Source organism: Aquabacterium sp. (genome assembly GCF_049274795.1).
GTDB lineage: Bacteria > Pseudomonadota > Gammaproteobacteria > Burkholderiales > Burkholderiaceae_C > Aquabacterium.
On record NZ_JBASTH010000001.1, the window covers coordinates 30140 to 55042 of the forward strand.

Sequence of the window (24903 nt, forward strand, 5' to 3'; positions counted from 1 at the left end):
CTTGTTCAGTGATCACGGTGCACAACGCGCTCGGCCAGCGCCCGCAAAGGCGCGCAGGCACTGGCCTCCAGCCCGCTGGCCTGCAGCGCGCTCAAGGCCTGGTCCAGCAGGCGGCTGGCTTCGCTGCGCGCACCATCCAGGCCCAACAGGCTCACGTAGGTGGGCTTGTTGGCATCGGCGTCCTTGCCAGCGGTCTTGCCCAGGGTGTCGGCCGATTGGGTCACGTCCAGCACGTCATCGACGATCTGGAACGCCAGGCCCACGGCCTCGCCGTAGACGGTCAGGGCTTGCCAGGCGGCGGAGTCGGTCGCCAGGTCAGCGCAGGCGGCACCCATCAGCACGCTGGCGCACAGCAGTGCGCCGGTCTTACGGCGGTGCATGTCACGCAAGGCGGTGTGGTCCAGCGCATGACCCACGCTGGCCAGGTCGATGGCCTGCCCGCCGGCCATGCCGGCATGCCCCGCCGCCCGCGCCAGCAGGCAGCACAGGCGCGCCTGCTGGGCCAGGGGCACAACAGCGCTGCCGGTTGAGGCGGCAACCTCCGGGGTGAGCACCTCGAACGCCAGCGCCTGCATCGCATCGCCGGCCAGCATGGCCTGGGCCTCACCGAACTTCACATGCACCGTGGGCTTGCCCCGGCGCAGCACGTCGTTGTCCATGCAGGGCAGATCGTCGTGCACCAACGAATAGGCGTGGATCAACTCCACCGCGCTGGCCGCGCGCAAGGCGGCATCGCGCCCTGCGGGGGTGGCCAGGGCGCCTGCAGCCTCAGCCGCCGCCATGGCCAGCAAGGCGCGCAGGCGCTTGCCGCCTTCGAGCACGCCATAGCGCATGGCCTCGCCCAGCCCGGCCGGGGCGTCAAGGGGCACCCAGGCGTCCAGCGCCTGCTCGACCTGGCTGAGCACCGCGCCCGACCACACCTGATAGGCCTCGGGTTTCATGCCTCGCTCCAGGGCTTGAGCTGGCCGTCTTCCAGCACCTTCACCTGGGCCTCGATGGCATCCAGGCGGCTGCGACACAGGCCCAGCAACTGCGCCCCGCGGCGGTAGCTGTCCAGCAACTGCTCCAGCGGCAAGGCGCCGGACTCCATCCGGGCCACCAGGCCCTCCAACTCGGCCAGGGCGTCTTCATAACGCTCGGGCAGGGGCAACGCGCCGGCGTCGAGATCGGCGTCTGTCTTCTTGGATGGGGATCGGGCCATGGGGTAGGAAGCGGGGGCAACAGGCGGCAAGGCCGTCTTGCGGCCTACATCCGGTTCGGAGCAAACCCGCATTGTAATTTCCGGCGCCCGATTTGGGCGTGCGGCCCTGCCAGAGCATCACCCCCATGGCAGGGGTTGTCCGGTTCAGCAAGGTGTTCGCCCCCCGGTCTGGGCGGGAATTGCCGGCACATGCCCCCACCCTCCCCGGCTTGGGTACAATCCTGAGTTCCCTGAATGCCTCCGCGCCCCCGCGATTTTGTCGCCAGAGGGCTATTTTTTTCCCTGCGGAGGGGGTTGATACATGGTTTTTGGAGATCCTGGGGATCATGTCTGACCTGAGTCATGCGCTCTTGAAGCTGCAACGCAGCCATTCCCAACTGCCGGTGTCCGTCTACTTTGACCAGGCACTGCACAACGCGGAGCTCGAGCGCATCTTTCAGTCCGGTCCTCGCTACCTGGGGCACGCCGTATCGGTGCCCGAGGTTGGCGATCATTACGCACTGCCCCAAGAGGGCGAGGGCCGCGCCTTGGTGCGCACGCGTGACGAGGTCGAACTGATCTCCAACGTGTGCCGCCACCGCCAGGCCATCATGCTCAAGGGCAGGGGCACCAGCCGCCAGGGCAACATCGTGTGCCCGCTGCACCGCTGGACCTACAACCTGCATGGCGAACTCATCGGCGCCCCGCACTTCGACCACGACCCGTGCCTGAACCTGCGCAACTACAAGCTGCGCAACTGGAACGGGCTGCTGTTCGAGGACAACGGCCGCGACATCGCCGCCGACCTGGCCGGGCTGGAGCACCGCTTCGCGCCGGGTGGCGACCTGGATTTCTCCGGCTACGTGCTCGACAAGGTCGAACTGCACGAGTGCAACTACAACTGGAAGACATTCATCGAGGTCTACCTGGAGGACTACCACGTCGGGCCCTTCCACCCCGGCCTGGGCAACTTCGTCACCTGCGATGACCTGCAGTGGGACATGGCCAGGGAGTACTCCATCCAGACGGTGGGCATCGCCAACGCTTTAGGCAAGCCCGGCTCCGATGTCTACCGCACGTGGCACGAGGCCGTGCTGGGCCAGGGCGAAGGCAAGCCGCCTTCGCAAGGCGCGGTGTGGATGACCTACTATCCCACGATGATGGTGGAGTGGTACCCGGGCGTGCTCGTCGTCTCGACGCTGCATCCGCAGGGCCCGCAGAAGACACTCAACGTGGTGGAGTTCTACTACCCCGAAGAGATCGCCGCCTTCGAGCGCGAGTTCGTCGAGGCCCAGCAGGCCGCCTACATGGAGACCTGCATCGAGGACGACGAGATCGCCGAACGCATGGACGCCGGCCGCCTGGCCCTGTTCAAGCGCGGCGACAACGAGGTCGGCCCCTACCAGAGCCCGATGGAAGATGGCATGCAGCACTTCCACGAGTGGTACCGCCGCGAGATGGACTTCCGCGAGTGACCGGCACGCAAAGGTGATGTGCTGATGGCAGTACCCGGCACACCCACCCCGGCGCAGCGCCTGTCCGCCAACTGGCTGATGGTGCTGGCCACCCTGCTCTTCGCGGGCATGGGCGTGTGCGTCAAGCAGGCCTCCGTCGAGGCGGGCACGGCCGAGGTCGTGTTCTTCCGGGGCTTCGTGGGCGCCGTGATGATCGGGGCCCTGGCCTGGCGTCAGCGCCTGCCGCTTCGCACCACGGTGCCGCGTCAGCATTTCTGGCGCAGCGTGGCCGGCGTGTCGGCCCTGAGCCTGTGGTTCTATTCGATCGGGCACCTGCCTCTGGCCACGGCCGTCACGCTCAACTACATGTCATCCGTGTGGATGGGCGTGATCCTGATCGCGCTGCAGTTGTGGCGCCGCTGGCGCAAGGCGCCCCACCGGCCCATCCATCCCATGATCCTGCTGGCGGTGCTGGTGGGTTTCCTGGGTGTGGCGCTGGTGCTGTGCCCCACCATCCAGCGTGACCAGTGGCTCGCGGGGCTGGTCGGGCTGCTCTCGGGCGGGCTGTCGGCCTGGGCCTACCTGCAGGTGGCCGCGCTGGGCCGCAGCGGCGAGCCCGAGCACCGCGTGGTCTTCTACTTCTCGCTGTTCGGCACGCTGGTGGGCCTGGCGCTGATGGGCAGCGTGCATCTGGGCCAGCAGCAGCCCTGGATCGCGCCCAGCCTGGCCACCTGGGGCTGGCTGCTGGGCATCGGCGTCTTCGCCACCCTGGCCCAACTGGCCATGACACGCGCCTATGCGCTGGGCCAACCGTTGGCCATGGCCAGCCTGCAGTATCTGGGCATCGTGCATGCCTTTGTGCTGGGCGTGTGGCTGTTCGGTGACCCGGTGCACGGGTTGGCCATCGTGGGCATGGTGCTGATCGTGGTGGCCGGGGTCACGGCCTCGCGGCTGGGCAACACCATCCGCGATTGAGCTGATCACGCACGGTCAGCGCCTCAGGCGCTGCGCCGGATCAGTGCTTGTGCGGCTCGGAAGCCGCGTGGTCATGGGCCTCGCCGCCGTGGTCATGGCCATCATGCGCATCGGCATGGTCATGACCGTGGTCTTTCGCCTGGCTTTGCTCGGTGCCGTGTGCCTGCCCATGATCATGGCCGTGCGCGTGATCACCATGCATCGAGTGCGCGATCACGCCGATGAACACCAGCCCCGCCAGCAGCCAGAACAACTGCGAGGCGGTGTCGCGCCAGCTCAGGCGCCGCTGCAACTGGGGGATCAGATCGGCCACGGCCACGTAGACAAAACTGCTGGCCGCCACAACCATCATGTAGGGCAGATATTCCTGCCAGGGGCCGATCAGCACATAGCCCACCACGCCGCCCACGATCGCAGCACAGCCGGAAATCGCGTTGTAGATCAGTGCCTTCTTCTTGGTGAAGCCGGCATTGACCAGCACGATGTAGTCGCCCACTTCCTGCGGGATCTCATGGGCGATGATGGCCATGGCCGTGACGAAGCCCAGTTCCGGGCTGGCCAGGAAAGCGCCCGCGATCAGGATGCCGTCGCAGAAGTTGTGGATGCTGTCGCCCACCAGCACACTGAAACCGCCCCGGCCGGCCTGCTCGGCATCGAAGCCGTGGTGATGGTGGTGGTGATCGTGCTCATGGTGGTGGCCGTGGCGATACAGCTCGGCCTTTTCCAGCAGGAAGAAGAACATCAGCCCGCCCAGCAAAGTCAAAAACAGGGCATCGGGCGGCGCGCCGGCCTCGAAGGCTTCGGGCAGCACATGCAGCAGGGCTGTGCCCAGCAGCACGCCGGTGGACAGGCTCACCAAGTGGCGAACGATCAGTCCGAGCAGGGGCGCAGACAGGGCTGCAGCCAGCAAGACGGACACCACACCGCCTAAAAAGGTGGCCGTCAGGATGTATACCAGGGTCATCCCTCGATCTTAGCAACGCTGTCAAGCGGCTGACGCACAAGCATGGCATGTTCAGCTTCTTGTGCCGCCAAAAAACCACCTGCCGGCAATCGCTTGCAAAGCAGGGACAATTCACCCCATGACCCAAGGCCTGACCTCGCCCCGCCGCCCTCTTCCCCGCCAACTGGCCGCCATCGACATCGGCTCCAACAGCTTCCGCCTGGAGATCGCTGAACTCAGCAAAGGCCGCTACAAGCGCATCGACTACCTCAAGAGCACCGTGCGCCTGGGCGCCGGCCTGGACGCCGACGGCATGCTCACCGATGAAGCCGCGCAGCGCGGCCTGGATTGCCTGACCGTGTTCGCGCAGCGCCTGCAAGGCTTCGAAGGCCACCAGGTGCGCGCCGTGGCCACGCAGACCCTGCGCGAAGCGCGCAACCGCAATGCTTTCCTCACGCAGGCGCATCAGGTGCTGGGCCACCCCATCGAGATCATCTCCGGCCGCGAAGAAGCCCGCCTGATCTACCAGGGCGTGACACGCCTGCAGCCCAGCGAACTGCCGCGGCTGGTCGTCGACATTGGTGGGCGCTCCACCGAGATGATCCTGGGCCACGGCCGCACCGTCACCAATGCCGAGTCCTTCGGCATCGGCAGCGTGAGCCTGTCGATGCGCCATTTCCCCGAAGGCCGCTTCACACGGCAGGCCTTCCGCGAGGCCCAGATCGCGGCCGGCGCCGAGTTCGAAGAAGCGCTGCAATTGTTCTCCAGCGCGAACTGGCGCGAGGCGCTGGGCTCTTCCGGCACCGTGGGTGCCATTTCGCAGATCCTGCACGCCAGCGGCATCACCGATGGCAGCATCACGGCCCAGGGCCTGCGCTGGTGCATCGAGCAATGCCTGAAAGCTGGGCACATCGACACCCTGGCCCTGCCGGGCCTCAAGCCCGATCGCAAGGCGGTGCTGGGCGGCGGGCTGTCCATCCTTTACACCCTGGCCATGCACTTCGACATCGAGGTGATGAAGCCGGCCAAGGGTGCCCTGCGCCAGGGCGTGATCTTCGACTTGGAAGAGCGCCTGCTGGCCGCGCGCGACCGCCGCCAGCCCGATCCCCGCGAAGCCGCGGTGCGCGAACTGCAACGCCGTTTCAATGTGGATGCCAGGCACGCCGAGCGCGTGCGCACGCGGGCCAACTGGCTGTGGAGCGGCCTGCAGCCCGATCGCGCCCGCCCGGCCGAGCGTGACGAATCCGCGCTGGAACTGGGCTGGGCCGGTGCGCTGCACGAGATCGGCATGATGGTCTCGCACCACGACCACCACCGCCACAGCGCCTACCTGCTGGGCCATGTGGACGCGGCGGGCTTCTCTCAATCACAGCAGCGCCGGCTGGCCGACCTGCTGCTGGGCCAACGGGGTGAGCTGAGCAAGCTGGCCGAGCGTCGGCAAGACCGCCGCCTGATGCAACAGGTGCTGTGCCTGCGCCTGGCCGTGATCCTGCACCACGCCCGCACGGACGATCTGCCCACCCGCGCGGCCCGGCTGGAGCCTGGCCGTGGACGGGCCACACTGCTGCTGCAACGGCGCTGGGCCGACCAGCACCCGCGCACCCTGCACCTGCTGGAGCAGGAAGCCCTGCTGTGGTCACGCCAGGGCGACCGCGAACTGACGATCCAGTTGCTGGGTTGAGCCCGCTGGCCTGAGCCGCGAACGAGGCTTAGCCCGGCCTCAGCGGCAACGCTTTTCAGCGGCTAGGCAAGGCCTTGCGGTACACCGGGCCCCACATAGGATGCCCGGCCTCGGCCTTGCTCAAGGCAAACGCCGGATCAGCCTGGCGCGCCGCCTTGAAGGCCGAGTTGCACAGCGCTTCGCGCTTGGTCGTGCAGTAGATGAAGGCCAGGTACTTGTGCGCGTTGGCACGGTCCGGCCCGATCGACAGGCCCTGGCGCAGCGACAACTGCAGTTGCGACTCGGACTCCGCGTACTGGCCAGCCTGGTAGGCCTTGATGCCCTGCGCCAGCGAGACCTCACCAGGCGACGCGGCGCGCTCTGCCGGACGGGTGTCTTGCGACGGCGGCGCGGCGACATCGCCCTTGGACGCCGGCGGCACGGCGCAGCCAGCCATCAGGGTTGCCGCCGCAGCCATCGCCAGCGCCAACGGCGCCATGACACGGGAACGATGGGATGTTGCTGATGTCATGATGGTTCAGAAGGCGTGGTTGACGGTGACCGATTGCCCCGCCTTGACCTCAACGGTCTGCTGGTAGGGCGGGAAGTCCTCGTTGCGGATCACGATGGTGTGGCGGCCTTGCGGCAAGGTCAGCTGCGTCAGCGGCGGCGTGACACCCATGGCTTTGCGCCCCACCGAGACACGCCCCCAGGGCGTGATGGCCAGCTTGACCGTGCCCGTGGGCACCGGCGCCTTGGCCTGCTCGGCAGCCACGGGTGTGGCACCGCCGGGGGCCGGGGGCGTCGCGACCAGTACGGCAGGCGCTGCCGGTGTCACGGGGCTGGCCACAGCCGCCACCACAGGCTCCGAGGCAGGCGCCGCAGGCGACTCCGTGATGATCTCTTCGTGCTCCATCGGCGCCTGGGCCACAGGGGCCGCCGGACCCACGGGCTCAGCCACCGCGGCGGACGCTGCCGCCGAGGCCGCATCGGCAGCCGCCAGGGCCTCCGGATCCTGCGCATCAGACTGACGCAGGCCCCACCAGGCCGCACCGCCCGCCAGGATCAGCAACCCGACAGCCGCCAGGCCCACCAGCACGGCCTTTGCCGGCTGGCGCTCAGCGGGCGCACCGCCCTGAAGCGGTGCAGCAGGCGCTGCGGCAGCCTTGGGCGCCTTCGCAGCCTTGCCGTTCTTGGCGGCCGGCGCGTCATCGGATGCGTTGTCCAGCCATTCGCGCAGTTCGCGCGACAAGGTACGCGCCGAGCGCGTGCGGCGCCCCACTTCGCGGGCCATCGCGCGCAGGGCGATGTCGGACAGCTCGCGCGGCACCTCGGGGTTCAGCTCATGCGGCGGGGTGACCTCGTCCTCGAGCACCGACCGCGTGATCGCGTCCAGGTCATGGCCCACGAAGGGCTTGCGGCCCGTGATCAGTTCGTAGAACACCACGCCCAGGGCGTACACATCCACGCGCCGATCCACCGGCTCGCGGTGCACCTGCTCGGGCGACATGTAGTGGGGCGATCCGCCCACCAGTTCGCCAAAGCGGCTCATCCCTTCATCGGCATTACCGGATTCGACCTGGCGCATGCGCGCGATGCCGAAATCCAGCACGCGCGGCTGGGTGCGGCCCACCATGAAGATGTTGGCCGGCTTGATGTCGCGGTGGATCACGCCCTTGTGGTGGGCGTAGGACAGCGCATCGGCCACGCGCCGCACAATGAGTGCGGCCTGCGCCGGCGTCGGGCGCCAGCCCATGGCCAGCAACTGGCGCAGGTCCTTGCCGCGCAGCAGCTCCATGGCGATGTAGGTGCCCTGCGAGCCCGCGCCCGCGTCGTACACCGTGACGATGTGCGGATGGCTCAGGCTGCCCGCCGCCTTGGCCTCATTGAGGAACATGGCGTTGAACTGCTCGCGGTCCTGCTCGGGCAGGTCGATCTGCATCGTCTTGATGGCGATCAGGCGCGAGAGCAGCGGATCGTGCGCGGCATAGACCGTGCCCAGGCCTCCCTCACCAATGCAGTACTTCAACGCATAGCGGCCCACGTGCCCGATGGTGGGCAACTGGTCCGCCGGCATCTGATCGTGCTGGGCCGGCTCGGCCTCCGGCAAGGGGCGCGTCTGCGCCACCGTGTCCTGGTCGTCGTTTTCCAGGATCACGGGTTCTGAAGCTTCGTCGTCTTCAGGCGTTGTTGTCGTCGTCACACCACCTCCTCCAGGCATGGACTGCGTGTCTTGTGTGTGCTTACCCCCGACCAGCGCGGTGGGCCTTCACTTCCTCGGGTCTGAGCAGCGGTGCGAGGTGGTCGAGCACCCCGTTCACGTACTTGTGGCCGTCTGTGCCGCCAAAGCTCTTGGCCAGCTCCACCGCCTCGTTGATCGCCACTTTATACGGAACATCCAGGCAGTTGACCAGTTCGTAGGCGCCGATCCACAGCACGCCGTGCTCCACGGGCGACAGCTCTTCGAGCGGCCGATCCAGGAACTTCAGCAGGGCCGCGTCGAGCTCGCCGCGCTGTTCGATGCAGCCATGCAGCAGCGCATCGAAATGGCCACGGTCGCACTTGTTGAACTCTTCCAGTTCGCGGATGTGCGCATCCACGGCGCCGGCATCGGCCTGGTTGAGCTGCCATTCGTACAGGCCTTGCAGCGCGAACTCGCGGGCACGGCGGCGGGCCGACTTGGTACGGTCGCGCTGCGGGGCGGGCTTGCGCATGCCGCCCTTGTCGCCTTGATGGGTGTCGGGACGGTCGGTCACAGCAGTTCGTCCAGCAGGTTGGCCATTTCCACCGCCACGCGGGCGGCATCACGGCTTTTTTCTTCGACGCGGGCCAGGGCCTGCGCTTCGTTTTCGACGGTCAGGATGGCATTGGCCACGGGGATGTGGTGGTCCAGGCTGACACGGGTGACACCGGCGCCGCTTTCGTTGGACACCAGCTCGAAGTGGTAGGTCTCGCCACGGATGACCAGGCCCAGCGCCACCAGGGCGTCGAAGCGCTCGCTGTCGGCCATGGCTTGCAGGGCCACGGGCACTTCCAGGGCACCGGGCACGGTCACGTGCTGGATGTGCTTGCGGGCCACGCCCAGGGCCAGCAGTTCGTCGGTGCAGACCTGCGCCATCCGGCTGGTCAGCGCATCGTTGAACCGCGCCTGGACGATGCCGATGCGGAGGTCGCGCCCATCGAGGCGGGCAGATTGGCCTTTTTCAGCGCCTTGCATGATCTTGATTCAATCCCAAAAGAACAATGTTCAAAGAACGTTCAAATAAAGAACAAAGGGTGCCGCCTCAATGACCGGGCGGCAAGGTCTGGCCATCGGCCGTCAGGAATCCAGTGACTTCCAGCCCGAAGCCCACCATGCTGGGCATGCGTCGCTGGTTGCCCATCAGGCGCATGCGGTGCACGCCCAGGGTCTTGAGGATCTGGGCGCCCACACCGTAGGTGCGCAGATCGGTGGCGGCCTTGGCGTTGTCTTCGCTTCGAGCCGTGTCGGGCAGCAATTGTTCCAGCAGGCGCTCATTGTCTTCACCGGCGTTGAGCAGCACCACCACGCCCTTGCCGGCTTTCTGGACCTGGGCCAGGGCCTTGGGCAGCGGCCAAGCGTGGCTGCGGCTGTCGGCGTCGAGCCAGTCGAGCACGGACAGGGGCTCGTGCACGCGCACCAGCACTTCGTCCGCAGGGTTCACGCCTTGAGACAGGCCCAGCGTCAGGGCCAGGTGCACGGCGCCCGTGCGGTCACGGAACACACGTGTCTCGAACGGGCCTTCGGGCGTCACGAGCGTGCGCGTGCCCAGGCCTTCGATGATGGATTCGTTGCGGCTGCGGTATTCGATCAGGTCGGCGATCGTGCCGATCTTGAGGTTGTGCTCGCGCGCGAACACTTCCAGATCGGGCAGGCGGGCCATGGTGCCGTCGTCGTTCATGATCTCGCAGATCACGGAGGCACGGCTCAGGCCGGCCATGCCGGACAGGTCGCAGCCGGCTTCGGTATGGCCGGCGCGCATCAGCACGCCGCCATCCTGCGCCTGCAGCGGGAAGATGTGTCCGGGCTGCACCAGGTCGGCCGGCTTGGCGTTGCGCGCCACGGCAGCGGCCACTGTGCGGGCGCGGTCGGCGGCGGAGATGCCGGTGGTCACGCCCTCGCGCGCCTCAATGGAGACGGTGAAGGCCGTGCCGTGTTTGGTGCCGTTGCGGCTGACCATGGGCGGCAGCTGCAGCTGCTGGCAGCGCTCGCGCGTGAGGGTCAGGCAGATCAGGCCACGACCGTACTTGGCCATGAAGTTGATGGCTTCGGGCGTGACGTGGTCGGCGGCCAGCACCAGATCGCCTTCGTTCTCACGGTCTTCCTCATCGACGAGGATGACCATGCGGCCGGCAGCCAGGTCGGCGATCAGTTCGGGAATGGGAGAAATGGGCATCCCGCCATTGTAGGCGGGCGCCCCTCACTTTGGGGAAACCACCTACATCGGCCAGATCAACCCGGCAGCTTGCCCTCGGCGCTGAGCATCCGTTCCACATAACGGGCGATCAGGTCCACCTCCAGGTTGACGCGAACGCCTGCGGCCAGATCGCCCAGGGCGGTGTTCTCGACCGTGTGCGGGATCAGGTTGATGCTGAACACGGCCTGACCATCGGGCTGGTCGGCCACGCTGTTGACCGTCAGGCTCACGCCATTGACCGTGATCGAGCCCTTGTAGGCCAGGAAACGGGCCAGCGACTGGGGCGCCGCGATGCGCAGCTCCCACGATTCGCCCACGGGCTGGAAGGACACCACCTGCCCCACCCCGTCCACGTGGCCGCTGACCAAGTGGCCGTCGAGCCGAGCATTGGCGCGCAGGGCTTTTTCGAGGTTGACGCGGCCCAGGCCGTCCAGGCCGGCGGTGCGTGCCAGGCTCTCGGCGGACACATCAATGGTGTAGCGGCCTGTGGCGGCGTCGAACTGGGTCACCGTCATGCAGGCACCGTTGTGCGCGATGCTGTCGCCCAGGCCCACGTCTTCCAGATAGCCGGCAGGAGCCTGCACGGTCAGGCGGCGGCCGTGGGAAGCGTCCGCGCCCAGGGCTTGCGTGTCGACGATCTGGCCCACGCCAGTGATGATGCCGGTGAACATGGTCTCAAACCTACTCTTCAAGGAACTCAGAATTGATCGGCGCCAGGGCTGCGTGCGATCAGGCGCAGATCATCGCCCACCCGGGCCATATCCCGCCATTCGAAACGCTTTGCTGCGGCCAGGTCGGGCAGCAAGCCCAGATCGGCGAAAGGCAGGCCAGGGCCGATCACGCTGGGGGCAAGATACACCAGAAGCTCATCGACCCAGCCGCCCTGGATGAAGGCGGCGTTCAGGCGTGCGCCGGCCTCGACATGCAACTCATTGACACCACGGCGGGCCAGGTAGGCGAGCACCTCGCCCAGGTCGATGCGGGCCGGGTCGGCGCCGGCCGGCAGATCGATGGCATGCACCCCAGCGGCGATCAGGGCCGCACAACGGGCAGCGGTGTCGGCATCGCCGTTCTGGGCGCCTGCCAGGCCGATCACGGTCACATCGGCCGGGTCGGCCCCCATCAGGGCGGCATCCACAGGGGTGCGCCAGCGGGAATCGAGCACGACCCGCCAGGGCTGGCGGGCCACGGGCATGGCGCGCACATCCAGGCGCGGGTTGTCATCGAGCACGGTGCCGATGCCGGTGAGCACGGCGGTGGCGCGGGCGCGCCAGGCATGGCCGTCGGCACGGGCGGCCTCGCCAGTGATCCACTGGCTGCGCCCATCGGGCAAGGCGGTACGGCCATCGAGCGAGGCCGCCACTTTCAGGCGCACCCAGGGGCGCTTGCGCACCATGCGGGAGAGGAAACCGATGTTGAGTTCGCGCGCGGCCTGCGCCACCGCGTGGTCAGGCGCGAGCAACTCTACGGCAACACCCCCGGCCCGCAGGCGGTCGATACCCTGCCCAGCCACCAAGGGGTTCGGGTCAGACAATGCAATAAGCACCTTGCCCAAGCCTGCCGCCGCCAGTGCATCCGCGCATGGGGGGGTGCGGCCATGGTGGGCACAAGGCTCCAGCGTCACGTAGGCGGTGGCACCTCGCACATCACGGCCCTTCGATTGCGCATCGCGCAAAGCCATGACCTCGGCATGAGGGCCGCCGGCCTGCTGCGTGTGACCCTGACCCAGGACCTGGCCGTCAGCCGAAAGGATGATGCAGCCCACGCGCGGATTTGGATCCGACAGGCCCACGGCCTGCGAGGCCAGCGCCAGCGTCTGCCTCCAGGTTTCCCCGGACTTGTCCCCGCCCTCAAGCACGTTCACACACTCCAAAGACGAGATCCACGACCGTTCATCGGTCCAATCTGACCGCATGTCGCCCAGGCCTTGTGTCACCGGCAGTGATCACGACAATGCGGGCCATGAGCTCAGATCGCGTCATCATACCCCGCAGCCTGTCCGCCCCTAGGCGGCATGGGTTCACTATGATCGAGCTGCTGGTGGTCATTGCCATCATTGGCATCCTGGCTGCATTCGCGATACCCAATTTCAGCACCTTCATAGCCAGTCAGCGGATCAAAGATCAATCCTCTGCATTCATCCGCTCCATCAACCTGGCGCGCAGCGAAGCCATCAAGCGTAACCGCCCCGTGTCGATGTGCCGCAGTGACAGCCCCGAAGCGGCCACCCCGGTCTGCAATGGCAACGGCGGAGATTGGTCCACAGGCTGGATAGTGTTCGTGGACAACAACGGCAACAACGCCATCGACGCCGATGACACGGTAGTGCGCGTACAGCCGGGCTGGACCAACAGCGGCACGATCAACACCTCCAATGCCGCCAACGCACTGGTGTTCCGCCCCAACGGTATTGGCAGAGCCCTGAGTCAAACCTTCACCGTCAAACCCAAGGTGGAGGGGGCCACCAAACCCGTCAGCCTTGTCTTGAACATCACAGGCCGCGTGAGGCAGGAATGATGCACCCACACCCCATTGCCCCGGCCCGTTATGCGCCATCAATCCGGCAAACCCAACGCGGCTCCACATTGATCGAAGTGCTGGTTGCGGCACTGATCCTGTCCATCGGCATCATGGCCCTGGTAGGCGTGCAGGGATCGTCCGTGCAAATGGCCAAGATCGCCCAGCAGCGGGGTGATGCATCGCGTTTGGCCCAGGATTTTGCGGATCGCGTGCGGGCCAACGCGAACGGGAATGCACTCAACATATACGCCAATCCTGTCGCCTACAACGGTAATCCCCAGGCACAGAACATTCCTGCGACCTGCAAGGGCAACGCAAATTGCACTACAGAAGATGTCGCACGGCTCGATCTGGCCGAAATGCAGGAGCAAGCCCGACTACGGCTGCCCAATGGCGCCTTCTATGTGACTCAGCAGAGCATTGGCGTTGCGCCAAACAATTACCAAACCATCAATGTTTGGGTGATCTGGCAGACAGCCAGCACCAAGTCCGATGAATCGGGCACGGTGACCGGCCTCAATTGCCCTCCCGGAGCCGTCAATGCCGGCACCCCCAACACACAATGCCTGCTGACCCGGGTGATGCTATGAGCCTTTCGCGCCGCACCACCACCCACGCCGCCTACCGGCCCCAACATGGCCGCTCCCTGATGGAGCTGATGGTAGCCCTCGTGATCGGGTTCATCATCCTGGGCAGCGTCATGCTGATGACCACGGGCTCCAATTTCAGCGGCATGCGCAGCAGCACGCAAAGCCGTATGGACGAAGATGCCCAGATGGTGCTGGCCATCCTTGGCCCCCAGGTCCGCATGGCAGGTTACAGCGCGGTCTTCAACGACCGCACCGATGGCGTAGCCTATAAACGCTTCATGGGCCCAGCCGTCCGGGGATGCGACAACGGTTTTGCCAACGCACAAGCCGCAGCCTGGAGAGGGGACACCGTCCAGCGGCATTCCGATGTGCTCACCTGCGCCGCGGGTGGCGACGGCCCAGCCATCAGCGTCCTGTACGAGGCAGATACCCTCAACACCGTGCCCAATGCGGCCGGTGACCCAACGGACTGCCTGGGCCAAAGCGTTCGACAGGTCCCCAGTTCACTACAGTCTCAAGCCCCCACCGCCGCCGCCGCATTCGTCACAGCGGTCGAGAACCGGTACTTCCTCAGGAAAAACGGCACCGTCTCCGATCTGCTCTGCGCAGGCAATGGCGACAACGCCAGTGACCCATTCGCCGGCCCCCAGATCCTGATCCCCAACATCGAATCGCTTCAGGTCTTGTATGGGGTCAGCAATACCGTCGTACCAGGCAAGAGTGCCACGGGTATAAACCAATACAACACGCAGGTCGTGGGCTACCTCACCGCTGCCCAGATCGACCAACAGTTCACCGCCGCCACCGACCCCGACAATGACCGCTGGATGCGTGTGGTCAACGTCAAACTGTGCGTCACCATCCGCAGTGAAAAGCAGGAAGCAGGCGAGCCCACTGCTTATGTGAACTGCGCAGGCCAAGTCATCACCCCCGCCGACAAGTTCCTGCGCCGCACGGCACAGGCCACTTTTGCATTGCGCAACCGCAGCGGTATTTTCTGATCATGCCCTCCATCACTGCGCCTCGTCACAAGCCGGCAACTCGTCAGCAAGGCTTCGTCCTCGTCATCGCACTGGCCTTGCTGGTGGTCATTGGCTTCAGTTCGACCTTCATCATGCGCAATGCATTGTTTGGCGAGGTCATCACCAACAACCTTTCAGCGAACCAAGCCGCCAACCATGCGGCAGAAACAGCACTTCGATACTGTGAGAACGAGCTGATGAACCAGCCCGCCCCCACGGCGCCTCCCGTGCTACCGGTACCAGACACTGGTGACCCCATCCAGTGGCAAACGGCAGCCAACTGGAACATTGCAGGCCAGGTTGTCACCATCCCGGACAATGTGCTGCAGGGCGCCAACGGCATCACCTACCCTACCAAGCCCCAATGCATGATCGAACGGATCAGCGTCTTCGTGGCCAACCGCAAGGACCCACGCCGGCAGTACGGATTCCAGATCACCGCACGGGGCTACAGCCCTGACTACCAAGCGCCCACGGCAGCAGGCTCCGGAGGAGCAGGCTCCGAGGTGGTCCTCCAATCCACACTGAGAACCGCCTCCTGCGTAGGCGCCCTCAACGGCAACTGCGAATAAAGGGATACAACCATGTCCTCACAAAACACGTCGTTCGCTGCCAAGACTCTGTGCCTGATCCTCACATCGGCCCATGTCCTGGTCTACGCCGCCCCCGCGCAGGTGCCATTGCTCACAGCCTCGGAGGGCCCCAAGCCCAATGTGGTGCTCACCCTGGATGATTCGGGCTCCATGAACTGGCTGATGATGCCCGACAACATCGGTGCCATCAGCCTTTACGAGCAGGGCACCCAATACACCAAGCTCACCACCATTCCCACCAGCAGCACCTACAGCCGCTGCCGCACCACCACCTTCCAGAACATGCCCACAGTCACCACCGGCTCGGTGGTCGTGGGCGGCACGGATTACTCGCGGTGCTATTCATCTGAGACTGTCTATCTGGAAGCTGACAGCGGCTACCAGCTCTACCCAAAGACCGTCCCCGGCGACCATGATGGCAACGGGCGCAACTACTCCGGCACGGTCGACACGAACGCGGTCGGCTACAACAACGTGCCCAACATCTACGGCGCCCGGTTCCGATCAGCCGCGATCAACGGCAGCTACTACAACCCCAACACCGAGTACGTGCCCTGGCCGGCGGAGGTTCGCAACCTGGGCACCAGCCTCGTCAACACGGATGGCACCATCAAGGACTACACCAAGGTGCCCATCGACCCCACGGCCAGCAACTCGGCCACGGTCAACCTCGCGCAAAACCAGAACAGTGTGTCCAGCAACTGGTGCGCGAGCGGTTTCACCCAATTCAGCAGCACACGCAACGGCTACGTCTGCCCCAGCGCAAGCCGCGCTTTCCAGCCCGCCGTCTACTTCAACCTGAAAGCAGGCAAAGACGGCTCCAGCTACGACGATTTCGAGCGCGTCGATATCAACTCGATCTCCGACGCCACGGCCAAGGCCAAGGAGCTCAAGAACTACGCCACCTGGTTCACCTACTACCGCAGCCGGATCCTCAACGCCAAGGGGGCCGTGGCCCTGGCTTTCGACCGGCAGCCTGAAAAGCAATTCCGCCTGGGCTGGGGCAGCATCAACAACGGCACCGCGACGCCAGACGGCTACAGCAACAAGACCATGCGCGAGCCTGTGCGCAGCTTCGATGCAGCCCGCAAGACATCGCTGAACACCTGGCTGAGAGGCTTGGATGCCGACGGCGGCACGCCGTTGCGCCAGGCCATGCAGGATGTGGGCAAGTACTTCACCAATGCGGGCGTCATCAACAAGAGTGGCGTCAACACCGACCCCTACCGCACCGACCCTGCCAACAAGGATCAGGCGGCCCTGTCCTGCCGCCGCAACTTCCACATCCTTGTCACCGATGGCTACTGGAATACCAACGGCAACACCGAAACCCTGACCAGCGTGGGCGATCAGGATGGCAAGGCCGGCCCCGCCATCGCCGGTACCAACCCAACCAGGTCGTTCACCTACAGGGCCCAGTCTCCTTTCGCGGCATCGGACGCCACGAACTCGCTGGCCGATTTCGCGATGTACTACTGGGTGAACGATCTGCGCACGGACCTGGACAACAATCTGCAGGTCAAATCGGAAGCCTCCAGCAGCCCTTACGACCCCAGCCTGAACCCTGCCTTCTGGCAGCACATGGTCAGCTTCACTGTCGGCATGGGCGTGGACGGCACGATCCCCACGTCGTCCAAGCTCGGCACATTCAGCTGGCCTGTGCCCAAGGCTGATCAGAACACCACCATCGACGACCTCTGGCACGCTGCGGTCAACTCACGCGGGCAGTACCTCAAGGCCACCGACCCCATCGCCTTCGCTGACTCCCTGAGCGGTATCCTGTCGAACATCACGGCCACTGGCGGCACCATTTCCGGTGTGGCCGTGTCGAGGTCCGCACTGGGAAGCGAGGCCCTCAAGCTCGTTCCTACATTCGAACCTGACAAGTGGTCTGGCGACCTGACGGCCCAGAAGCTGAATGCACAAGGCAATGCCACAGGCGTAGCCTGGACGGCATCGCGCAAAGTCCCGGCCTTTGGTTCTCGCAACATCTGGATGGGCAAGGACAACAGTGCCGTCAAGTTCACACTGTCCAACCTGCCCAACGATGCCCTGGCCCTGGGCCACATCAGCAGCAACAACGGGGTAGGTGTCGCCCCCACGCTCAACGCCGACCTGATCAACTATCTGCGCGGCGATACCAGCCAGGAAACCACCACCTTCCGCCCACGCAAGAGCAACACCTGGAGTGACGGCACCACATCGATCAATGTGCTGGGCTCTTTCGTCAATTCGCTGCCGCTTTACGTGAAGGGCGCTGATTTCCAGAACAGGTTCCTGCCTGGCACGATCAACGGCACCTCTACAGGCAGCAGTAGCTATCAAAAATATCTGACATCTACCAAGCGCGTGCGCGACGGGTTGGTGCTGATCGGCGGCAACGACGGCATGCTGCATGGCTTCCGTGAGAGTGATGGCGTGGAAGTCTTCGCCTATATCCCCAAAGCCGTTCTCAAGGGGGAATCCCACCCCAACACCACGGGCAGCACCAACCTGTACGGTCTGGCACGCTTGGCCAATCGTGGCTATGAGAGCATGTTCTTCGTGGACGGGCAGATCGCTGAAGGCGATATCTCGGCCTGCAGCGGCGGCTCCTGTTCCTGGCAGAACATTGCCGTAGGCACCGCGGGTGGCGGCGCCAAGAGCGTGTTCGCGCTGAACGTCACACAGAACTTCAAGTCCGACACGGCTGCGGCCCCCACCAGCTTCACCAACAGCAACGTCAAGTGGGAAATCGGCAGCAGCTTCAGCAGCGATCTGGGTTATGTGATGTCCACCCCCGAGATCGGCATGCTGCCCTCGGGCGAATGGGCGGTCATCTTCGGCAATGGCTATGACAGCGCCAGCGGCAAGGCCGTGCTGCTCATCGTCAACGCCAATACCGGCGCGCTCATCAAGGCCATCACAGCAGGCACCGCGACGGGCAACGGGCTGGGTGGCGTCGGCGTCGTGCGCGATGCCAACAACGTGATCGTCCAAGCCTATGCCGGCGATCTCAAGGGCAACGTCTGGAAGTTCGATCTGTTCGCCAACAGCAGCGACAACTGGAAGGTCGACCTGGGGGGCTTGCCGCTGTTCACCGCCACCAAGAACGGCGTTGCTCAACCCATCACGGCGGCGCCGTCATACACACTCCATCCCAAGAAGGGGCTGATGGTCATCGTGCCGACCGGCAAGCTGGTTGAGACAGCGGATGCATCCGGTGGATCGCAGCAGACCATCTACGGCCTGTGGGACCAGGCGATTATTGGGCAGTCGTCTGATGCCAGTGCGGCCATCGTGTCCACCAAGCTGTCAACGCAAGCGATACAGGTGACCAACCAGTCCACCAAGTCCTCGACAGCCACCTTCAAGATCGTCGAGCAAAACAAGGTGACGGATGCACGCGGCTGGCAACTTGACATGCTGTTCTCCGACGGAGAACGCGGCATCTACACACCGCAGTTCGTCCAAGGCTTTGCGATGATTGAGTCGGTTCTGCCTGGCAAGGCTGACGGAGAAAGCTGCTCTGTCAACCAAGGCTCTGGCTACACCTACCTCATCAACCCCTTCACGGGTGCTCAGCCGCCCAATGCCATCGTTGACTTCAATGGCGACGGCACGTTCGATGCGGCCGATTCATGGGGCGTCTTCCGCAGAAGTGGCGTAGGCCAGAGCGCTGTCCAAGGCGGCACCCCTACAGGCGCCATCCAAGGCCCTGGCAGTGATTCCCCCCCGCTGGGCACAGACGGTGATAGGCTCCCGCCTGATCGCCTGTGGCGTCAGATCTTCCGCATCATCAATTGAAGACGCCTGACCGTCAAAGCCCTCTCCCCCCATAAGGCACGCCATCACATGCCCGCAGTTCATCCGCCACATGGTGCCATCCGCACCTCGCCTGCCAAGGCTCGAGGCTTCACATTGATTGAAGCGATGATCGTCGTGGCCATCATTGGCATCCTGTCGGCCATCGCCATGCCGATGTACTCACAGTACATTCAGAACTCCCGACGAGCAGAGGCCAGAGCGCTGTTGATGGAGAACGCGCAGTACATGCAGCGCTTCTACACACAGAACGGCAGTTACTCAAGAACACTGGACAACAGGGCGCCCGTTCTGCCCAACACGGCAAACACCTACTACGACTTCGCAAACGACGCCGCCATGTTGACCACCACCAGCTACACCCTGCAGGCCACCCCCAAGGGCACCATGGCCTCTGACAGATGCGGTCGACTCACAGTCACCAGCACGGGCGTGCGCGGCTCATCCAAGCTCACTGCAGCAGAGTGCTGGAAGTAAGGCAACCGCGCCCAAGTGGCATGGGGAGGGGGCAGATCACCCCCTCTTCCCACTCTCCTTGATCGCCGCCACGAACTCGCTCACATCGTCAAAGCTGCGGTAAACAGAAGCAAAGCGCACGTAAGCCACCTTGTCGAGCTTGCGTAGCTCTTTCATCACCAGTTCGCCCAGCTGGGTCGAGACAATTTCTTTCTCGCCTGACTGGCGCAACTTGGCCTCGATGTGCTCGATGGCCGTCTCCAAGGCCTCGGCGCTCACCGGCCGTTTGCGCAGAGCCAACGCCATCGAGCCCTTCAGCTTGGCCCGCTCGTACTCCGTGCGGCGCCCATCCCGCTTCACGATCGCCGGCAGCTCGATCTCCGCCCGCTCATAGGTGGTGAAGCGCTTGTCGCAGGCACCGCAGCGGCGACGCCGGCGGATCGAATCGCCTTCGTCCGAATCACGCGTCTCGACCACCTGGGTCTCGCCGTGGGCACAAAATGGGCAACGCATCGTTGTCGTCTCCTACAGCAAAAAACCCGGCGCAGGCACAGGGCTCGGGCCGGGTTTCAGCAGGCTCAATGCCGCATCAACGGTAGACCGGGAACTGGCGCGTCAGGGCCGACACCTGCTCGCGCACGCGGGCGATGTTGGCTTCGTCGTGCGGGTTGTCCAACACGTCGGCGATCAGGTTGCCCACGATCACGGCCTGCTCTTCCTTGAAGCCACGCGTGGTCATGGCCGGCGAGCCCAGGCGGATGCCGCTGGTCACCATCGGCTTTTGCGGGTCGTTGGGGATGCCGTTCTTGTTGCAGGTGATGTGCGCCTGGCCCAGGATGGCCTCGGCTTCTTTGCCCGTCAGGTTCTTGGGGCGCAGGTCCACCAGCATCACGTGGCTCTCGGTGCGACCGCTCACGATGCGCAGGCCGCGCTTGGTCAGCGTGTCGGCCAAGGCCGCGGCGTTCTTGACCACCTGTTGCTGGTAGGCCTTGAACTCAGGGCTCAGGGCTTCCTTGAAGGCCACGGCCTTGCCGGCGATCACGTGCATCAGCGGGCCGCCTTGGATGCCAGGGAAGGTGGCGCTGTTGATCTTCTTGGCGATCTCTTCGGAATTGGTCACCACGATGCCGCCGCGCGGGCCGCGCAGGCTCTTGTGCGTGGTGCTGGTGACCACATCGGCGTGCGGCACGGGGTTCGGGTACACGCCCGCGGCGATCAGGCCAGCGTAGTGGGCCATGTCCACCATGAAGTAGGCACCGATCTCCTTGGCGATCTTGGCGAAGCGCTCGAAATCGATGCGCAGCGCAAAGGCCGAGGCACCGGCGATGATCAGCTTGGGCTTGTGCTCACGCGCCAGGGCTTCCATCTTGTCGTAGTCGATGTCTTCCTGCTCGTTCAGGCCGTAGGACACCACGTTGAACCACTTGCCCGACATGTTCAGGGCCATGCCGTGCGTCAGGTGGCCGCCTTCGGCCAGGCTCATGCCCATGATGGTGTCGCCAGGCTGCAGCAGCGCGAAGAACACCGACTGGTTGGCCTGCGAGCCAGAGTTGGCCTGCACGTTGGCGAACTGGGCGCCGAACAGTTGCTTGAGGCGGTCGATGGCCAGTTGCTCGACGACGTCGACGTACTCGCAGCCACCGTAGTAGCGCTTGCCGGGGTAGCCTTCGGCGTACTTGTTGGTCAGTTGGCTGCCCTGGGCGGCCATCACGGCCGGCGAGGTGTAGTTCTCGGAGGCGATCAGCTCGATGTGGTCTTCCTGGCGCTGGTTCTCGGCCTGGATGGCGGCGAACAGCTCGGCATCGACATCGGAAAGGGCGTATTGGGCGCGGTCAAACATGACTTGGCAGTCCTCTTCAAGGTTGAAGACCCACCGCAGGCGCGCCCACACGGGGTGTGCATGCATGCCAGAGGGCTGCCCAGGCGAACGGCTGATCCGCGAAGGGTCGACTTAAGCCCATCGCGCGCCGCGCTTCCCGGTGGTTCACCACCTCAGGCCACAAAGGCCATGTATCGCCAGTTGCGCGGAGACTTCGATTGTACCCAAGCGGCGAGCCCAAGGGAAACCCCGAGGCTCGCCAGGGGCCACTCAGCTGCGGGCCATGGCCACCTGCTCGGGGCGGCGCAACACCGGCAGCGGATCGCTGGCGGCCGGCGCAGCGGGTGCCGCGGCCGGAATCGGCATCAGCCCGTGGCCAGCCGGTGTGGCGGATGCCGCAGCGTCCGGGACCACGGCGGCACTGTGCGGCACAGCCACAGCTGGCGCAGGCGCCTGCACCACCACCGTGCTGGCCTGTGGCAGGGGCGCGTTGAACGCCACCTTGCGGCCCGCCACCACGTCACGCAGGTAGGCCTGCTCGGCCAGCACCTTGGCGCCATATCCACCGTCGGTGGCCAGGTTGGCGGCCCCCACGTAGTACTTCAGGCCAGCCTCCAGGCTGCCCGCGCGGCGGATGCAGTCCTGCAGCACCTGCACGCCCACGCGCAGGTTGGTCACCGGGTCGAACGCCGCCCGGCGGCCGCCGAACAGCTCGTACTTGTCGTGGTGGATGCCGGTCATCACCTGCATCAGCCCCTGCGCGCCCACATGGCTCTGCGCAAAGGGGTTGAAGCCCGATTCGATGGCCATCACCGCCAGGATCAGGGTGGGCTCGATGCCCACCTTCTTGCCCACGGCCCACGATTCCTGCACCAGGCGGCTCACCGGTTCCTGCGCCACGCTGTAGCGTCGCGAGATCCAGTTCACCAACGTGGCCTGCTGACGGTTCAACTCGGCCGGGTCCAGCGCCGTGGCCCGGGCGATGGCCTCGGGCTCGGCCATGGCCAGCAGCATGTCGTTGGATTCCGGCGCTGCGCTGGCCGTGGTGCGCTCGGCGGCGCGTTCCATCAGCCAGCCCAATGCGCGGGCTTCCATCGTGTAGCGCAACTCGGCCTTGCCGGCCATGAACACCACCAGGGTGACGGCCAGCAAGCCCAGCAGGGCCAGGGTGTTGTGACTCACGTAACGCACGCCAGCAACCACATCGGCTGCGACGACACGCCACATCTTGGTACTCCGAAACGCTGTCATGACTCTCCTTTCTCGGCCATCGACGCACCCGGAGCCCAGGCAAGCCTTGTGGGCCCACCCGTACCCGGCGCCCCGGCGTCTTGCTGAAAGACGGGGGCCGCACGGCAACAGTGATAATCAGCTCGGTCACCGCGACGCCTTGAACAGGCAGGACGCGGGGCCAGGCTGGCAGCGTGTGTGCGCTCACGTTGAGCGCTAGGGATAACCCCAGGAAAATACCCTGAGGACAGAACAGGCGCGGATTCTAGGCAGCCTTCAAATAACCAGTCAAGCATAAGAGATTTACCTCTTATTACCATTCACCCATGAAATACCGTGACTTACGTGACTTTGTGTCAAGCCTGGAGCGGGCTGGCGAGCTGAAACGGGTTGCTACGCCAGTGTCCGTGCGGCTCGAGATGACCGCCCTGTGTGACGCCGTGCTGCGCCAGGGTGGTCCGGCCCTGTGGTTCGAGGCTCCGACTGGCCGCTCTAAAGATGATGGACGCTTCGATGTGCCCGTGCTGGCCAACCTTTTCGGCACCCCCAAACGGGTGGCCCTGGGCATGGGGGCAGATGACGTCAGCGAGCTGCGCGACATCGGCCGCGTGCTGGCCAGCCTGAAGGAACCGGAGCCCCCCAAGGGCCTGAAAGACGCCGGCAAGCTGCTGCAGATGGCCAAGGCCTTGTGGGACATGAAACCCGCCACCGTTGGCCGCGCACCCTGCCAGGAGGTGATCCAGGAAGGCAGCGACATCGACCTGGGCACCCTGCCCGTGCAGCTGTGCTGGCCGGGCGATGCCGCCCCTCTGCTCACCTGGGGCCTGGTCGTCACCCGAGGGCCGCAAGGCGTGCCCACACCCCGCGCACGCCAGAACCTGGGCATCTACCGCCAGCAGCTCATCGGGCCGCGCCAGGTGATCATGCGCTGGCTGGCCCACCGCGGCGGCGCGCTCGATTTCCGGGAGTTCGCGCTGGCCAACCCCGGGCAACCCTTCCCCATCGCCGTGGCCTTCGGCGCTGATCCGGCCACCATCCTGGGCGCCGTCACCCCGGTGCCCGATTCCTTGGGCGAATACCAGTTCGCCGGCCTGCTGCGCGGCAACCGCACCGAGGTGGTCGACACCAGCGTGGGCGAGCGCACGGCTGATGGCCGCCAGCACCTGCTGCAGGTGCCGGCGAGTGCTGAATTCGTGCTCGAGGGCCGCATCCCCACCGCCCCAGCCGGCTTCGAAGGCACCAGTGAGCATGGCGTGCCGCTCAAGGAGAAAAACGGCTACCTGCACGCCCTGGAAGGCCCTTATGGGGACCACACAGGTTATTACAACGAACAAGATTGGTTTCCGGTGTTCGAGGTCACCCGCCTCACCCACCGTAAAGACCCGGTTTACCACTCCACCTACACCGGCAAACCGCCCGATGAGCCGGCCGTTCTGGGTGTGGCGCTCAACGAAGTCTTCGTGCCGATCCTGCAAAAGCAGTTTCCCGAGATCGTCGACTTCTACCTGCCGCCCGAGGGCTGCAGCTACCGCATGGCCGTCATCAGCATGAAGAAGGCCTACCCAGGCCACGCCAAGCGCCTGATGTTCGGGCTGTGGAGCTTCCTGCGGCAGTTCATGTACACCAAGTTCATCGTCATCGTCGATGAGGACGTGAACACGCGCGACTGGCAGGAAGTGATCTGGGCCATCACCACCCGCATGGATCCGGTGCGCGACACCACCCTGGTGGACAACACGCCGATCGATTACCTGGATTTCGCATCGCCCATCAGCGGCCTGGGCGGCAAGATGGGGCTGGACGCCACCAACAAATGGCCCGGTGAAACCAGCCGCGAATGGGGTCGCCCCATCACCATGCCCGATGAGGTCACGCGGCGCGTCGAAAGCTTGCTCACAACCCTTCGTTGACACGCATTCGGGGCAGGCGTAATCTAAAACCGTCTGCCAAGCAGACAACCCCAAGTGGCGCAGTCTGCTGCGTCCGGGGAAGGGCGATTCCTCCCTTCGTCCTTTCCCACGACGGCTCAAGGCCGTCTCGGCCCCCGGCCAAGCCGGGGGCCTTTCGTTTTCTGGCGCACCGTTTCCCATCCCACCAGATCGGGGGCGCAACAGCCCTGGTGATATCGGTCACAATCACGGCCATTGCCATTGACCGATACAGGTCAGCGATCCAGGGAGGGAAAGATGAGCACATCATTTGTGCCGGGGCCATTGCGCTC

General features: G+C 65.1%; 23 protein-coding genes and 1 riboswitch. Of the genes, 10 read left to right on the top strand and 13 right to left on the bottom strand.

All coding sequences use genetic code 11. From position 1 onward, the window contains the following. Positions 1–5 precede the first annotated feature (5 nt). Together WAQ08_RS00145 and xseB are read right to left on the bottom strand one after the other, a co-directional pair. Complete coding sequence (locus tag WAQ08_RS00145) at positions 6–941, bottom strand: polyprenyl synthetase family protein (RefSeq protein WP_422188616.1); 936 nt, start codon at positions 939–941, stop codon at positions 6–8. Continuing rightward, complete coding sequence (gene xseB / locus WAQ08_RS00150; protein WP_422188617.1) at positions 938–1201, bottom strand: exodeoxyribonuclease VII small subunit; 264 nt, start codon at positions 1199–1201, stop codon at positions 938–940. Before xseB ends, WAQ08_RS00145 begins: the two co-directional genes overlap by 4 nt. A gap of 326 nt (positions 1202–1527) precedes the next feature. On the opposite strand from xseB, the gene WAQ08_RS00155 reads away from it, so the two are divergent. Together WAQ08_RS00155 and WAQ08_RS00160 are read left to right on the top strand one after the other, a co-directional pair. Next, positions 1528–2655: an aromatic ring-hydroxylating oxygenase subunit alpha gene (locus tag WAQ08_RS00155; protein WP_422188618.1), complete on the top strand. Its 1128-nt coding sequence runs from the start codon at positions 1528–1530 to the stop codon at positions 2653–2655. Positions 2656–2679: 24 nt separating this feature from the next. Next, complete coding sequence (locus WAQ08_RS00160) at positions 2680–3609, top strand: DMT family transporter (RefSeq protein WP_422188619.1); 930 nt, start codon at positions 2680–2682, stop codon at positions 3607–3609. Positions 3610–3649: 40 nt separating this feature from the next. Here WAQ08_RS00160 and WAQ08_RS00165 read toward each other — a convergent pair whose 3' ends face one another. Then, complete coding sequence (locus WAQ08_RS00165) at positions 3650–4573, bottom strand: ZIP family metal transporter (RefSeq protein ID WP_422188620.1); 924 nt, start codon at positions 4571–4573, stop codon at positions 3650–3652. Positions 4574–4691: 118 nt separating this feature from the next. Between WAQ08_RS00165 and ppx the strand changes: the two genes are divergently transcribed. Continuing rightward, positions 4692–6233, top strand: a complete 1542-nt coding sequence (gene ppx, locus WAQ08_RS00170; protein WP_422188621.1) for an exopolyphosphatase — start codon at positions 4692–4694, stop codon at positions 6231–6233. Between the two features lie 55 nt (positions 6234–6288). Here ppx and WAQ08_RS00175 read toward each other — a convergent pair whose 3' ends face one another. From WAQ08_RS00175 to ribD, 7 genes are all read right to left on the bottom strand, one after another. Further along, a complete protein-coding gene (locus tag WAQ08_RS00175) occupies positions 6289–6744 on the bottom strand; it encodes a TssQ family T6SS-associated lipoprotein (RefSeq protein WP_422188622.1) in 456 nt (151 codons plus the stop codon). 6 nt (positions 6745–6750) lie between these two features. Then, a complete protein-coding gene (locus WAQ08_RS00180; RefSeq protein ID WP_422188623.1) occupies positions 6751–8415 on the bottom strand; it encodes a protein kinase domain-containing protein in 1665 nt (554 codons plus the stop codon). A gap of 40 nt (positions 8416–8455) precedes the next feature. Next, entirely contained in the window at positions 8456–8968 is a 513-nt protein-coding gene (gene nusB, locus WAQ08_RS00185; RefSeq protein ID WP_422188624.1) for a transcription antitermination factor NusB, read from the bottom strand. Continuing rightward, positions 8965–9429 (bottom strand): 6,7-dimethyl-8-ribityllumazine synthase, encoded by a 465-nt coding sequence (gene ribH, locus WAQ08_RS00190; protein WP_422188625.1) that lies wholly within the window; start codon positions 9427–9429, stop codon positions 8965–8967. The genes nusB and ribH overlap by 4 nt, the downstream gene beginning before the upstream one ends. A 67-nt stretch (positions 9430–9496) precedes the next feature. Then, a complete protein-coding gene (gene ribBA, locus WAQ08_RS00195; RefSeq protein WP_422188626.1) occupies positions 9497–10627 on the bottom strand; it encodes a bifunctional 3,4-dihydroxy-2-butanone-4-phosphate synthase/GTP cyclohydrolase II in 1131 nt (376 codons plus the stop codon). 56 nt (positions 10628–10683) lie between these two features. Beyond that, complete coding sequence (locus tag WAQ08_RS00200) at positions 10684–11319, bottom strand: riboflavin synthase (RefSeq protein WP_422188627.1); 636 nt, start codon at positions 11317–11319, stop codon at positions 10684–10686. Positions 11320–11345: 26 nt separating this feature from the next. Continuing rightward, positions 11346–12512, bottom strand: coding sequence for a bifunctional diaminohydroxyphosphoribosylaminopyrimidine deaminase/5-amino-6-(5-phosphoribosylamino)uracil reductase RibD (gene ribD / locus WAQ08_RS00205; RefSeq protein ID WP_422188628.1), 1167 nt, complete (start codon positions 12510–12512; stop codon positions 11346–11348). A gap of 98 nt (positions 12513–12610) precedes the next feature. On the opposite strand from ribD, the gene WAQ08_RS00210 reads away from it, so the two are divergent. From WAQ08_RS00210 to WAQ08_RS00235, 6 genes are read left to right on the top strand one after another with little or no spacing between them, the layout of a single operon-like run. Next, positions 12611–13165, top strand: coding sequence for a GspH/FimT family pseudopilin (locus tag WAQ08_RS00210; protein ID WP_422188629.1), 555 nt, complete (start codon positions 12611–12613; stop codon positions 13163–13165). Next, on the top strand, positions 13165–13758 hold the full coding sequence (pilV, locus tag WAQ08_RS00215) for a type IV pilus modification protein PilV (RefSeq protein WP_422188660.1): 594 nt from the start codon (positions 13165–13167) through the stop codon (positions 13756–13758). The genes WAQ08_RS00210 and pilV overlap by 1 nt, the downstream gene beginning before the upstream one ends. Beyond that, positions 13755–14759: a PilW family protein gene (locus tag WAQ08_RS00220; protein WP_422188630.1), complete on the top strand. Its 1005-nt coding sequence runs from the start codon at positions 13755–13757 to the stop codon at positions 14757–14759. Before pilV ends, WAQ08_RS00220 begins: the two co-directional genes overlap by 4 nt. Positions 14760–14761: 2 nt before the next feature. Further along, the gene (locus WAQ08_RS00225) at positions 14762–15352 is read left to right on the top strand and encodes a pilus assembly PilX family protein (protein WP_422188631.1); all 591 of its coding nucleotides are present in this window, start codon (positions 14762–14764) and stop codon (positions 15350–15352) included. 12 nt (positions 15353–15364) lie between these two features. Beyond that, complete coding sequence (locus tag WAQ08_RS00230; protein WP_422188632.1) at positions 15365–19159, top strand: pilus assembly protein; 3795 nt, start codon at positions 15365–15367, stop codon at positions 19157–19159. A gap of 48 nt (positions 19160–19207) precedes the next feature. Further along, positions 19208–19654, top strand: a complete 447-nt coding sequence (locus tag WAQ08_RS00235; RefSeq protein WP_422188633.1) for a type IV pilin protein — start codon at positions 19208–19210, stop codon at positions 19652–19654. Positions 19655–19690: 36 nt separating this feature from the next. On the opposite strand, the gene nrdR is transcribed toward WAQ08_RS00235, so the two are convergent. From nrdR to WAQ08_RS00250, 3 genes are all read right to left on the bottom strand, one after another. Further along, positions 19691–20146 carry a transcriptional regulator NrdR gene (gene nrdR, locus WAQ08_RS00240; RefSeq protein WP_422188634.1) on the bottom strand — a complete coding sequence of 152 codons (456 nt, stop codon included), beginning with the start codon at positions 20144–20146 and terminating at the stop codon, positions 19691–19693. Positions 20147–20222: 76 nt separating this feature from the next. Next, complete coding sequence (glyA, locus tag WAQ08_RS00245; protein WP_422188635.1) at positions 20223–21473, bottom strand: serine hydroxymethyltransferase; 1251 nt, start codon at positions 21471–21473, stop codon at positions 20223–20225. Between the two features lie 70 nt (positions 21474–21543). After that, positions 21544–21667, bottom strand: a riboswitch (ZMP/ZTP riboswitch). Positions 21668–21722: 55 nt separating this feature from the next. Then, on the bottom strand, positions 21723–22679 hold the full coding sequence (locus WAQ08_RS00250) for a transglycosylase SLT domain-containing protein (protein ID WP_422188636.1): 957 nt from the start codon (positions 22677–22679) through the stop codon (positions 21723–21725). Between the two features lie 329 nt (positions 22680–23008). Here WAQ08_RS00250 and WAQ08_RS00255 point away from each other — a divergent pair, with 329 nt between their 5' ends. Beyond that, positions 23009–24592, top strand: a complete 1584-nt coding sequence (locus WAQ08_RS00255; RefSeq protein ID WP_422188637.1) for a UbiD family decarboxylase — start codon at positions 23009–23011, stop codon at positions 24590–24592. Positions 24593–24903 lie beyond the last annotated feature (311 nt).